Annotated in this window: 9 protein-coding genes and 1 pseudogene; 4 read left to right on the top strand and 6 right to left on the bottom strand. The window is 71.1% G+C overall.

The genetic code is table 11. The features are described 5' to 3' along the window. Positions 1 to 131 precede the first annotated feature (131 nt). Complete coding sequence (locus D7X32_RS18880) at positions 132 to 539, bottom strand: arsenate-mycothiol transferase ArsC (RefSeq protein WP_120603956.1); 408 nt, start codon at positions 537 to 539, stop codon at positions 132 to 134. Positions 540 to 771: 232 nt separating this feature from the next. Here D7X32_RS18880 and D7X32_RS18885 point away from each other — a divergent pair, with 232 nt between their 5' ends. Continuing rightward, positions 772 to 1548 carry a TerC/Alx family metal homeostasis membrane protein gene (locus D7X32_RS18885; RefSeq protein ID WP_279635592.1) on the top strand — a complete coding sequence of 259 codons (777 nt, stop codon included), beginning with the start codon at positions 772 to 774 and terminating at the stop codon, positions 1546 to 1548. Between the two features lie 3 nt (positions 1549 to 1551). Here D7X32_RS18885 and D7X32_RS18890 read toward each other — a convergent pair whose 3' ends face one another. Together D7X32_RS18890 and D7X32_RS18895 are read right to left on the bottom strand one after the other, a co-directional pair. Then, entirely contained in the window at positions 1552 to 2364 is an 813-nt protein-coding gene (locus D7X32_RS18890; RefSeq protein WP_120603957.1) for a hypothetical protein, read from the bottom strand. A 106-nt stretch (positions 2365 to 2470) separates the two neighbouring features. Further along, positions 2471 to 4735, bottom strand: coding sequence for a PAS domain-containing sensor histidine kinase (locus D7X32_RS18895; protein WP_120603980.1), 2265 nt, complete (start codon positions 4733 to 4735; stop codon positions 2471 to 2473). A 396-nt stretch (positions 4736 to 5131) separates the two neighbouring features. On the opposite strand from D7X32_RS18895, the gene D7X32_RS45985 reads away from it, so the two are divergent. Beyond that, positions 5132 to 5839 carry a hypothetical protein gene (locus D7X32_RS45985; protein WP_167506488.1) on the top strand — a complete coding sequence of 236 codons (708 nt, stop codon included), beginning with the start codon at positions 5132 to 5134 and terminating at the stop codon, positions 5837 to 5839. A gap of 63 nt (positions 5840 to 5902) precedes the next feature. On the opposite strand, the pseudogene D7X32_RS18900 reads toward D7X32_RS45985, so the two are convergent. The 3 genes and pseudogenes from D7X32_RS18900 to D7X32_RS18910 form a co-directional block, all read right to left on the bottom strand. Next, positions 5903 to 6343 (bottom strand): annotated as a pseudogene (locus tag D7X32_RS18900) (thermonuclease family protein); the annotation flags it as partial. Beyond that, a complete protein-coding gene (locus D7X32_RS18905) occupies positions 6340 to 8052 on the bottom strand; it encodes a lamin tail domain-containing protein (RefSeq protein WP_341868140.1) in 1713 nt (570 codons plus the stop codon). The gene D7X32_RS18905 and the pseudogene D7X32_RS18900, both read right to left, overlap by 4 nt. Positions 8053 to 8094: 42 nt before the next feature. Further along, entirely contained in the window at positions 8095 to 10134 is a 2040-nt protein-coding gene (locus D7X32_RS18910; protein ID WP_120603959.1) for a hypothetical protein, read from the bottom strand. Positions 10135 to 10329: 195 nt separating this feature from the next. Between D7X32_RS18910 and D7X32_RS18915 the strand changes: the two genes are divergently transcribed. Together D7X32_RS18915 and D7X32_RS18920 are read left to right on the top strand one after the other, a co-directional pair. Beyond that, positions 10330 to 11103, top strand: coding sequence for an alpha/beta hydrolase (locus D7X32_RS18915; RefSeq protein WP_120603960.1), 774 nt, complete (start codon positions 10330 to 10332; stop codon positions 11101 to 11103). A gap of 10 nt (positions 11104 to 11113) precedes the next feature. After that, positions 11114 to 11692, top strand: a complete 579-nt coding sequence (locus D7X32_RS18920; protein WP_167506489.1) for a DUF2378 family protein — start codon at positions 11114 to 11116, stop codon at positions 11690 to 11692.

An 11692-nucleotide genomic window follows, 5' to 3' on the forward strand; every position in this document is an offset into this window, starting at 1 on the left:
GTCCGGGAGGCCCCCCCACCGCGACGCCAGGCATCGCGTTTCCCATCCCCTCCTCACGTGTCCGTCCGTCCGCCCTCGGGCCCGGAACACCCACGGTCACGCGTCAGAAGGGTGCTGCCTCCCGCACCCCACTACTGGGGGCGCTCCCAGCCATGACGGTTCACGAAGTCCGACACCATGGCGGCCGTCGTGTCGCGAATCTTCTCCACGTCCGCCGCGGACTTGCCCGCCGTGTCCTCCATGGGCCAGTCCTCGCGCTTCTGGTCCGCCACCGACGGCGCGTCCGGCAGCCCGCCCAGCGTCACCAGGATCTGCGCGCTCTTCGCCAGCTCCGGCGTCAGCCGCTGCGGCTTCGCGTCGCCCAGGTCCACGCCCATCTCCTTCATGGTCGCGAGCACCTCGGCATGCAGACGCTCGGCCGGCTGCGTCCCCGCGGAGACCGCGCGCGCCTTCGTCGGGTCCGCCAGCAGGTTGAAGAAGGCCGCCGCGATCTGCGAGCGACCCGCGTTCTGCGTACAAGCGAAGATGACCGTGTTCATCGCACCGCCTTTGGAGTGTTGAGAATCATGAGGTTCCTGGGCTTCCTGGGAAGTATCACATCCTGAGCGGGGAAGAGGACAACGCTCGCCCGCCGCCCATCCCATCCCCACGTCTCACGGCGTCGTGACGGCGGATATGGGTAGGATTTGACTCCGCGCGAACCGTTTCCTCGAGCGGACGCCGGGGAGATGGCTAGGTTGAAGGGGTCATGCAAAGCACCCCCTCCTGGGCCTGGGCTTCTGCGGCTTCGTGTGGGTGACGCTGGGCAGTCAGCGCGGCCACGAATACCTGGCGGCATGGCTCATCGAGAAGAGCCTCAGCCTGGACAACGTCTTCGTCTTCCTCGTCATCTTCCGCAGCCTGAACATCCCCCAGCGCTACCAGCACGAGGTGCTCTTCCTGGGCATCTTCGGCGCGCTGGTGTTCCGGGCCCTGTTCATCTTCGTGGGCGCGGCGGCGCTGCAGCGCTGGGGCTGGGTGTCCTACGTCTTCGGCGCCATCCTGCTCGTCACCGCGTGGCGCGTGTTCCGCGAGGATCCGTCGAAGCAGGAGGACAACCGCGTCGTGAGCTGGCTGTCGCACAAGCTGCCGGTGACGGATCAGGTGGAGGGGCCGCACTTCCTGGTGAAGCACCAGGGCCGCAGGCTCGCCACGCCGCTGCTGCTGGCGCTCGTGGGCCTGGAGGTGACGGACATCCTGTTCGCGGTGGACTCGGTGCCGGCGGCGTTCTCCGTCACCACCGACACGTTCATCCTCTACAGCTCCAACGCCTTCGCCATCCTGGGGCTGCGCGCGCTCTACCTGGTCATCGCCGGGGCCGTGGGGCAGCTGAAGTACCTGCACTACGGCCTGTCCGGGGTGCTGGCGTTCGCGGGCGTGAAGATGGTGGTGGAGGAGTGGGTGCACATCCCGCCGCTCCTGTCGGTGGCCATCATCCTCGGGGTGATTGGCGGAGCGGTGGGGGCAAGCCTCGTGCACCGGCGCTCCGAGCGTCAGGTGGAGGCCTGACGCTCAGGGCGTGGGCAGGCGCGCGGTGCCGGCTTCCAGGGACTTCGTCAGCAGCTCGTCGAACATGGGGTTCGCCACCTTCGCGACGCGCGCCGCGTGCTTCGTCAGGAGGGCGGCGTTGGCGTCCTTCACGTCCTTGCCCGAGGAGAGCTCCAGCTGGGTGATGTACTTGCGCAGCCCGGCGCGGCGCTGCTCCAGTTGCAGCCGCTCGGCCTCCGTGAGCTTCGGATCCTCCAGCCGCGGCGTCAGCGCGGCGAGCTGCGCCTCCAGCTGCGCGATGTTCGCCGGATCCGACGCCTGGGACACCGCCGCCACGCCCGCGTCCGGCGCCGCCGGGGGCGGCGGGTACACCACGGCGGTGAGGCGGTGGAACTCCAGGGGCGACATGCGCCGCGCCTCCAGGTTCTGGAGGAGGACGGCCTGGGCCTTGCCCACCATGCGCATGGAGGCGCTGGCGGCCTGGAGCAGCGCGCGCCGGCCGCCGCGGTCGAGCTCCTTGCCGTGCGTCTGGATGTACTCGAGCGATTCCTTCTCCAGCACCTGGTAGGCGGGCACGGTCGCCTCGCGCACCGCGAGGTAGGTCTCCAGCCGCGCCTCGTCCAGCTTCAGCACCTTGCCCGCGGCAGGCGGCTGGAAGGGGAAGCGGGTGTTGAGGTCGGCGGTCCGCTGGGCCCGGGCCTGGGTCTGCGCCAGCGCGTCCAGGCCGCCGCCGCCCATCTGGCGGTCCGCCCAGTAACCCGTCGCGACCAGGCCTCCGCCCACCAGGAGCAACCCGCCGACACCCAGCCCCAGCCCGACAATCCACTTCTTGTTCATGGCGCCGCTCCGCTCTCCTTCCGGAAGGCAGGGCCCGCCCGCCGCCGGAGCCCCTTTGCTACCTGGGCCGTTCCTCCAGGGCAAGCGCACCCCGGAAGGCGGCGCCTCAGTCCCGGACCGGCGGCTGACGCGGCAGTTGCACGAGGAAGGTCGTGCCGTCCTGCTGGGTGGAGCGCACGCGCAGCCGGCCGGCGTGCGCATCCACGATGTGCTTCACGATGAACAGCCCCAGCCCCAGCCCGTGGGCGGTGCGGTTGCCTTCGCGGGCCTCCGCGCGCTTGAGCGGTTCGAACAGGTGCGGCAGCAGGTCCTGCGGAATCGGGCGCCCCTGGTTCTTCACCGCGAGCGTCACCGTCCCCGGCTGGCCGCGCAGCCGCACGCGCACCGGGCAGAGGGCATCTCCGTAGGCGAGCGCGTTGTTCACCAGGTTGGTGATGACCTGCGCCAGCCGGTCCGGGTCGCACCGCAGCCGGGCATCTCCCCGCCCGTCCACCTCCAGGCGCCGGTCCGGGTGGGCCTGCTGCACCTCGTCCATCACCTGGCGCACCAGCTCCATGAGATCCACGTCGCGCAGGGCCATGGGGATGCCGCCGCCCAGCCGGGCCTGGGTGAAGTCCAGCACGTCGCGCAGCATGCGGTGCGCGCGCTCGGCGCTGGAGAGGATGCGGGCCACGGCCTTCTGTTCGCGCGGCTCCGCGTCCTCGCGCTTCGCCAGCGTGGTGGCGGCCATGGTGATGGCGGAGATGGGGTTGCGCAGGTCGTGGCCCACGATGCCGATGAGCAGCTGTTCGAACTCCGCGCGGCGCTTCGCCTCCGCCTCGGCCTCGTGCCGGCCGGTGACGTCCTGCATGGCGCCCACCATGCGCACCGGGCGGCCCTGGAGGTCCTTCACCACGCGGCCCCGGTCTTCGAGAAAGGCCCAGGTCCCGTCGCCCCGCTTGAGCCGGTACTCGGCCATCCAATGGCCTTCCCGGCTGTCGAGCGCCTCCTGCAGCCCCCGCAGCACCCGCTCGCGTTCGTCGGGGTGCAGGCTGGCCGTCCACCACGCCATGTCCATGACGGGCGGCCCCCGGGACGTGTCCAGCCGGAGGATGCGCGGCGCCAGGTCGCTCCAGTGGATTTCATCCGTCACCAGGTCCCAGTCCCAGATGATGTCGCGGGTGGCCTGGGTGGCCAGCCGGTAGCGCGTCTCCGACACACGCAGCTCCTGCTCCGCCCGGCGCCGCTCGGTGATGTCCAGCGACACGCCCGACACGCTCACCACCCGGCCGCCCGCGTCGAACACCGGCATGAAGCGGACCTCGAACCAGACGCCCATGAGGTACAGCTCCGTGGACATCCGCTCCCCGGCCAGCGCACGCAGGATGACCTCCAGCACGTCCCGCCGGTCCCGGAACACCTCGAAGACGGAGCGTCCGTGCATCGCCAGGGAGGGCACGGCCGTGGACGTCACGCCCTCGCCCTCGAAGAGGGTGAACACGCCCTGCGTGTCGAAGGCCCACAGCACGACGGGCAGCTGGGTGAGCACGCGGTGGAGCTGCTCGCGGGCCTCGTCGCGCTCCTGGCGCAGCGTGCGCGTGGTGGTGATGTCCGTGGACACGCCGCAGAGGGCCCAGGCCTCGCCGTTCCCAACGCTGGGCAGGGGGAACTTCATCGTGTGGTAGACGTGCATCCCGTCGGGCTGGAGCACCTCCTCGTCGAACACCAGCGGCGTCTTCGCCGCCATCACCCGGCGGTCGTTGGACTGGAAGCGCTCCGCCGTCTCCCGGGGGAACAGCTCCAGGTCCGAGCGCCCCAGCACCGCCGAGCGCTCGTGGCCGGAGATGGTCTCGAAGGGGTGGTTGATGAAGAGGTACCTCCCGGCGGCGTCCTTCGCGTAGATGGCGGCCGGGGCGTGGTCGAGGATCTCCTGCAGCCGCCGTTCCCGGGAGCGCAGCGACTGTTCGTGTTCGTGGACGAAGTGGGCCACGGCTTCCGTCAGGCTCCGGTCCAGTGCGCGCCACAGCGTGCGCAGCTCGTCCGTGCCGAGCGGCTGGTGGGAGGCATCCAGCACTTCCAGGATGGCCTCGCGCAGGAGGCTGTACTCCTCCACCAGCGTCTCCACGCGGGCGCCGGACAGGAAGTGCCGTACCCCCAGCTCCCGGGCATGGGCCCACACGGCCTCCGTGGCCCACGTCTCCACGCTCCCCTGGCGGAGGACGAGCACGAGTGCGTCCACCAGCTTGAGCATTCCCTGCAACCGGTCCTGGAACTCCACGGACATGTCCTGGGGACGTGTCTCCAGCCGGGCGCCCCAGCGCCGGATGATGTCCTCGCGCCGCCCCGCCACGAGATCCGCGAGTGAGTCCGCCGTGGACGCGACCGGGTTCATGCCGGCGCCCCGGAGACACGAGTCGAACAAGGCAGGCCGCCTGCTGTCGGAAGAGTGAGTGTCACCGTACCCCTGCTCCCTCAACGTGCCCGGAGTGGAGGGAAGATGCACATCGCGCCCCACGGCATGGACGGGACCTGCGGGAGGAGGTGGGGTGGGTTGCCCGCCTCCGCCATGCAACCCAGGGGGGAGGCAGGCGGCCGTGGGAGGCCCTCGCGAACCGCTGGGTCCCGTCCGTGACCTGGGGGAGACTGTCTTCCAAGCACACGGGAGGCAGCAGGCCATGGCATTCGCGGAACGCAGGACCAGCGGGCAGGGCGTGGACGCGCCGGAGACGGGGCAGGTGCCCTCTGGGACGTGTCCCCAGGTCCAAGTCCTGGCGATGGAGAGCCGGTCATGAGCACGTCCAAGCCGGTGGATCCGCTGGACTCGCTGGCCCGGGGCCACGTGCGCAGCGTCTGGGAGGTGCTGGAGGCGATGAGCATCCTCATGCGCCGCCGCAACGACGGCCTGCCGCTGAACCTGCCGCAGGTGACACTGTTCCTGCGCAGCGGGCGCGAGGTGACGGGGCTCATCCGGGAGTACGGCGAGTTCCGCCAGGGCCGCGGCGTGCTGCTCCTCACCTCCGGCGGCTACGGTTCGCGCGGGGAAGGGCTGGACGTGACGTTCGTGCCGGACGGGGTCATCGAGGCGCTCACGCTGCACGACGCCACGGTGCTGGACACGCCCGCGAAGTCGATGGCCGAGTCCTCGCCCATGCACCTGCGGCGGCACCTGCCCGCGATGGCCGACAAGCTGTCCAGCGTCTGGGGCACGAAGCTGACGGTGGAGTTCGGCACGGCCGCGGAGCTGGAGCGGGAAGGCAACAGCCAGCCCCTGGCGTGGCTCGTCGAACGCACCGGCGAGGTGCTGAGCAAGCTGGCCACGAAGCCCGACGTGGGGGACGTGCTCCGGGAGAACGTGCGCAAGGTGCGGCTGTTCGTGGGGGACGCCTTCGGGGCGAAGCTCACGGACGACACGCTGGACCTCACCACGTCGCGCCGCCCGGCGGCCTGGCCGCTGGACTCGGAGCTGGCCCAGGCGGTGACGGACACGCTGCCGTAGGGTGGATGCCGCCGGGCGCCGCCCCCTGGGACACGGCGCCGGGCAGCGGCCCCACAGGCCCCGGCGGGCGCGCCGGGCCTCCAGTTCCAGGGCCTCGAATTCGCCGCGCCGGGAGGATCCGGCCGGCGGGATGAACAGCGTGCACGCGTAGCCGCGTTGCACGAGCAGCGCGTTCACGTCCTGGCCGTCCACGGACACGTAGGCGAGCCGCCGTCCAAAGCGGTCCGTGCACGCCTCCGCGTCCCGAAGCCGCACCGTGCGGCCCTCCACGAGCGAGCGGTTGAACGCCGTGGCCTCCTCGCCAAAGCAGTCGTCGTGGCCCCGCGTCGTCTCCGGGGTGTCGGCCAGCAGGTAGCGGATCCGCTCGCCGTCCTGGAGCACCACGGTGTCCCCGTCGATGACCTTCGTCACCACGCCCGTCGCCGGTCCGCACTCCCCTTCCCCGCCGCCACAGGCGGACAGGACGGTGAGCAGCACCAGCCACCCCAGGCCCCGCGTCCTCATGGCGCGCACGTCCGGTTCTCCCGGCCCGGGGTGCCCCGGTCGCCCGCGCCGTAGCTCACGCCGGCCGGCGTGGGGCAGAAGGCACCGGCCGCGTCGTTGCCGGTGGCGTCCCGTACGCGCGAATCCAACTGCGATGACACGCCGGGGCTCGCGGCGCTCGTGAAGGCCACGGAGTCCAGGACGGTTCCCTGCGCGGACAGCTGGAGGACATGTGCCCCCGGGCCGTTGCCCAGGCCGAATGCGAACGTGCCGAGCACCGACGGCAACGCGCCATTGAGCGAAGCGTCGTCTCCGCGCGCGAGGACCGCGAAGCTCCCGGCCTTCATTGACAGACACAGCGGGGACTCCAGGACGGAGCTGCCCGCCTCGTTGGCGAGCGTCACCCCGTTGAGGTCCACCTCGCGCAGCGCGAGCACCTCCACCCATTCGCCCAGCGCATCCGGGACGACGGCGGGATCCGCCATGAACTCGGTGAGCACCAGCGAGCCCACGGCCGGAACGCGAAGCGCGCGGGACTGCCCCGTCGTCCGGTCGATGCATCCCGCCTGCGTGACTCCCGCGTCCGTCCCGGTGCACGTGCGGTTGGTCCGTCCCGGGGTGCCCCGGTTGCCCTTGTCTCCGTAGGCCTCCGTGGCCGCGCACCAGGACGCAGACACGTCGTTGCTCTTCGCATCCGCGGTGAGCGGTGCGGACACCTGGGTGGCCACGCCATCCTGGGCAAGGCCATACAGCGCACTGTCGATGAGCACGCTTCCCGCGCGCACGGCGACCACACCGCCCGCGTTGCGCAGGTCCACGGAGAACATGGCCAGTGGCTCCGGCAGGCCACCGTTCATCTCCGGTTCCCGCCTGCGGGTGAGCAGCGCGGACTCTCCAGCGGCGAGGGACAGACAGTGTTCGGATTCCAAACGTGTGCCGGAGGTGTCCGTTCCCACCGTCAGTCCATTGAGGTCCACGGGCGCGGTGGCGCGGACCTCCAGCCACTCGCCCACCGTGTCGTCGCCTCGCGGGTTGGCCATCACCTCGGTGATGATCAGCTCTCCCGGACGCGGGGACTGGACCTCCCTGGGAGAGACCGCGCCCGGCGGCAGGCACGTCGTGACACGGCCTCCGTCCCCGGAAGGCACTCCGCCGTCCGCCTGCGCGGGACACGGCGTGTTCGCGCTTCCAGGACTGCCCGGCGCATCGCACCAGCGCGACAGGTCGTCATTGTCCTCTGCATCGGGCACGAGCCGGCCGTCATAGGTCCGGGCCGCGCCTGACTTCGCTGGCGCGGTGAGCACCACCGTGTCGAGCACCCGCGTCCCGCACCGCAGGCCCAGCAGCCCCGCGCTGTTCCCCAGCGCGCCAAGCGCATCGCCATAGGTCTGATCCACGTGCTCGGGCAGTGCGCCTTCACGCACGTCGCCCAGCACGACGAAGGTCCCCGCATCCACCGGCAGGCCCGTGGTGAATGTATAGACCCGCTCCTGTGCCTCCTCGTCGCGCGCGGTGAAGAGCGTGACGCCCAGCAGGTCCACGGTCTCGCGGGTGGGGTTGTGGAGCTCCACGTACTCCTTCCCCGTGTCCGCGCCCGCGGGGTCGTTGAGGTACTCCGTGATGACCAGGTCCCCCGGCAACAGCGCTTCACAGGCCGCGGGGTCCTCCTCCCACATGGGCAGTCCACACGCTCCCATCCACCCCAGCACCCATCCCAATCCCAGCCTCACGCCCCATCCCCGCACTGCCCAAGCCGCCACACTCCGCTCCCTTCAGAACCGCGTCTCCACTTCCAGCGCGAACAAGTGCCGGGGCGCATCCGGCGGCGTCCGGGCACCTCGCGCGTCCTTCAAGTCGACGACCCACGCGTACCGGGCCCGTGTCGTCACGGCGTCCGCCGACGCCCAGCTCGCATCGAGCGTGGCCCGGAAGGACTGCTCCAGCCGGTTGCGTGTCGACAGGTCCTCGTCCTTCCACACGGCGCGGCCTCGCAGCCTCACGGCCTCGCAAGGCCGCACCTGCGCTTCCACCACAGCGTGCGCGTCCTCACGCACGCCCTGCTTCACCGGATCATCCACGCGCGCATGCGCGTACTGCGCGGCCACGGACACGGCGTCGTGAAGCTCTGCCTTCACCCGGGCCGTGATGCGCAGGAGCGACCCCGAACAGGGCTCCTCCCCCGAACCGTCGAAGCAGGCCCCCGCCACGCCGACGTCCTTGTCCCGGTACTCGCCCCACAACGACGGCTGGAAGAGCGCATGTGCCCGCCAGTCCACCCGGGCAGAAGCGCGCAGGTTCACCGTGCCGGCACTGCCCACCACCGCACCGTCCGAAGGCAGCGTCCACGCATCCACCTCACCGCGCAGACGCAAGGTGCGCTCCAGGCGATGCAGGTAGCGCACGCGTGCGCCTACTTCGTTCCGGGCCCGTGAACCCTCCAGTTCATCCGGACCTGACATCGCGCCTGTGTAGGGATTGGCGAAGCCGCGTCCGTAGGCACGCAACGACAGCTCCAGTTCCTTCGATGCGTCCGCCACCACCGTGCGCTGGAGCACGCCGTATCCGCCGCCTCCGCCCGGTGCCGCATCGAACGTGCGCGCCGCCTCCACGAAGAGGTCCACGGGGCCCAGGCCCCACGCACCATCGACGCCCACCGCGCCGAAAGCACCGCCCGCCGGGTAGCCCGCCGTGGAGCGGAAATCGAGCGCCGCGCCCTCCACGCTCCAGACCGGCCGCGCGCCCCAGGCGGTCATTCCCAGCTGCGCACGCGGGGTCCAGGCAATCGCCGCATGGCCGCCACCGGCCCATTCGTGGAACACGCCGGGCAGCGTGCGCGACACCACGCGTCCGGCGGGTGCTCCCGTCCCCGCGAGCCACACCGTTGGAGCCTTGCAGGCGGTGCCCTCGCACGAGGTCCGTTCCATCAGGGCATGCGAGAGCAGTGAACGGGCTTGGTACGAACCAAAGCCCGTCACGGACACCTCCGAGGAAGTGCCCACCGCGCCTCGCACCGTGCCCACCACGCCCCGGAAGCCCTCGTCCCACTGGAAGTCCGGCGTCACGTCCGCGGCGCGCTCCTCGGGCGTGCACGCGCCTTCTCCCAGGAAGCACCAGCGCTCCACGTCACCCGGCACGCGCACGGCGTCGTCAGGCAGGAAGCCGTCCGGCGTGGGCAGCCCGGTGGTGTCCAACGTCAGCCGCTGACCGAAGCCCAACCGGTAGGAGCCCACCAGCACCGAGCCCCGCTCGCCCGTCCACTGGCCGTGGAACTTGGGCGCGACCACCGACACACCCGGCGCCTCCGCCACCAGTGCCCGCCTGCTCGCGTCCCGGTGCACCGTGCCCAGCCGCCGCCGGGTCAGTGACGTGAGCAGCCCCACGCGCCATCCCTCCGGCCCTGCCACGCGCACCTGGAGCGCCAGAGGAGGCAGCACCGGATCCGACGCCGCGAACGCCGTCAGCAGCCGCGCATCCCCCGACACCCGCTCCGGCGTCGAGGACACGAGGAATGGCGCCAACCTCCGCCGCTCCTCCGGCGTCAGCCCTCCGGAAGCCGTAAAGCCATCCACGCGCGCGTACGTCAGTCCCGGCAGCGCATAGAGCCAGGCACGCGACGCATGCGCCGGATCCACGCCCGAGCGCCGCAGCACCAGCAGCGCGGACAGCGTCTCCGCCGTGATGGCGCCGTCCTCCCTCAGCGCGAACAGCGCCTGTTCCCCCGAATCCTCGGGGTCGACCTCGTAGGACGCGGCGAGCGCCAGGAAGGGCAGACCCAGCAGGTAGAGCCACACGCAGACGAGGACGGAACGCACGCGGCAGGGCCTCTGCACGAGCGGGACCACCCTTCCCTACAGAGAAGTCCTGACGCGCGGTCCATCCCGTCCCCGGACCCGGCGTCCAGGCAAGGGACGGCGGTCCAATCCCTTCCACGTGGGCGTGGGGCGGTGCGGCTATGCTGCGGCCACATCTTCGCGAGGGCCGGTCCCGTCCGGCCCCAAGAACAGCGCATGGGCCACGTCCACATCCTTCGCCACTTCCCCTCTCCCCAGGAGGGGTTCAACCGCACCGTCCGCATCTACACGCCGGACGACTACGACGCCCGGCAGGACCACCGCTTCCCGGTGCTCTACATGCACGACGGGCAGAACGTCTTCGCGCATCCGGAGTCCGCCGTCTTCGACACGTGGTGCGCCAACCGCGTCGCGGAAGAAGGCGTCCAGGCGGGACGGATGGAGCCGTGGATCATCGTCGCGGTGGACTCCGGCCCCGGCCGCTTCCAGGAGTACTCGCCGTGGGACGAACCTCGCAACGGCGTGTCCGCGCGCGGCGAGGCCTACGGGCGCTTCCTCGTGGAGGAGCTCAAGCCCTACATCGACCGGACGTACCGCACGCGCCAGGGCAGCGAGTGGACCGGCGCCATGGGTTCGTCCCTGGGCGGTCTCATCTCGCTGTACCTGGGGTGGAGGTTCCCGCAGGTGTTCGGCCGCATCGGTGCGCTGTCGCCCACGGTGATGTGGAGCCAGGGCCGCCTGTTCGACGCGTGGCGCGAGCACAGCCACCGCTGGACGCGCATCTACCTGGACGCGGGCGACACCGAGTACATCCACGCGGGCGGCATTCCCCTGGACTACGGCCAGGGCACGCGCGACTTCTTCCAGCACCTCAAGGGCCTGGGCTACGGCGACCACGAGGTGTCGCTGGTGCTGGAGCCCGGCGGCGAGCACCACGAGAAGGACTGGCAGCGCCGGCTGCCGGGCGCCATGCAGTGGCTGCTCGGCTGAGTCCCCACCCGTGCCCCATCGGCCCCGCTCGGTGCCGCCTGAGCAGCGGCAGGTCTATGTGCAGGTCGTGGAAGGCCTGCTCCAACACGGCCTGAAGGGCCAGATGTCCCCCCGCCTGCGTGAACGGCTGCGCCAGGCGGGCGTGGACCTGGACCGGCCATTGCTGCCGCTCTACCCCGTGCCGCTCTGGGAGCGGTGCATGGAGATCGTCGTCGAGGAGGTCTATCCGGGCGTGCCCCAGGTGGAGGGCTTCGCCCGGCTCGCCCGGGCGCACGTGGAGGGCTACGGGGCCACGCTGCTGGGGCGCGCGGTGATGGGCGTGATCCGCGTGCTGGGCCCCCGGCGCATGGTGCAGCGGCTGCCGGAGGTGCTGCGCGGCACGGACAACTACACGGAGGCGACGCTCATGGAGCGGGGCCCCGCGCACTTCGAGCTGTATCTCAACTCGAGCCTCGGCGCGCCGGGCTACGTGGAGGCGCTCTTCGAAGCCATGCTGGTCGCCGGCGGCGCGAAGGCGCCTCGCGTGACGAAGCTGCACGACGACGAGGTGAGCACCGTGTACGCGCTCACCTGGACGCCGGAATCCTGA

Origin of the sequence: Corallococcus carmarthensis (assembly GCF_003611695.1) — a bacterium.
GTDB classification, from domain to species: domain Bacteria; phylum Myxococcota; class Myxococcia; order Myxococcales; family Myxococcaceae; genus Corallococcus; species Corallococcus carmarthensis.